Consider the following 528-nt stretch of genomic DNA (forward strand, 5'->3'; position numbering starts at 1 on the left):
AAAGTGGAGCGACCAAGCATAGGTCGAGTGAGGTAGCAGGTGGGAACCCTGCTTGGAAAGGTGTTAGCCACATCACCAATAACGAGTCTTGGAACGAACATGGTAACAGGTTCGTTTAAGCGTAGACAGATAGGGTGTAGGCCTGAAAGTGATTGAGCCTCGAAATGCAGAAAACGGGAACGGCCGACAGTGTCACTTTACTGGAAGGCAACACGACTTTGAACGATACAAGGCGAGTTCAAGGGAGCTTCCCCGGGGTCGAAGAGCCAGGCATGCAAACCAATAATCACTCGGCAACTTGGGAGACCCTGATCGTTCTTCCGCTAGGCAAGTACTCGTTAGGAACGACTGCGGGAGTATGGCGGACAAGCGATGAAACGTAAGAAAGCCAAATGGCGGTCAGGGAGTCGGATCGCCGCATAATACCGATGAAGCCGATGTAATGTGGGCGGAGGGAAGGCGAGCGACACGGAGATCGTTTTTGTTAAGGACACATGGACTGCACGACAGAGGCAGAGAGGAAAAAAA

General features: G+C 51.9%; 1 protein-coding gene. It reads left to right on the forward strand.

Translation table 11 applies throughout. The annotated features are described in order from the left end of the window. Positions 1 to 164: 164 nt before the first annotated feature. Entirely contained in the window at positions 165 to 383 is a 219-nt protein-coding gene (locus tag AC6RNO_RS36790) for a hypothetical protein (protein WP_497108448.1), read from the forward strand. Positions 384 to 528 lie beyond the last annotated feature (145 nt).

Source organism: Paenibacillus sp. sgz302190 (genome assembly GCF_059820445.1).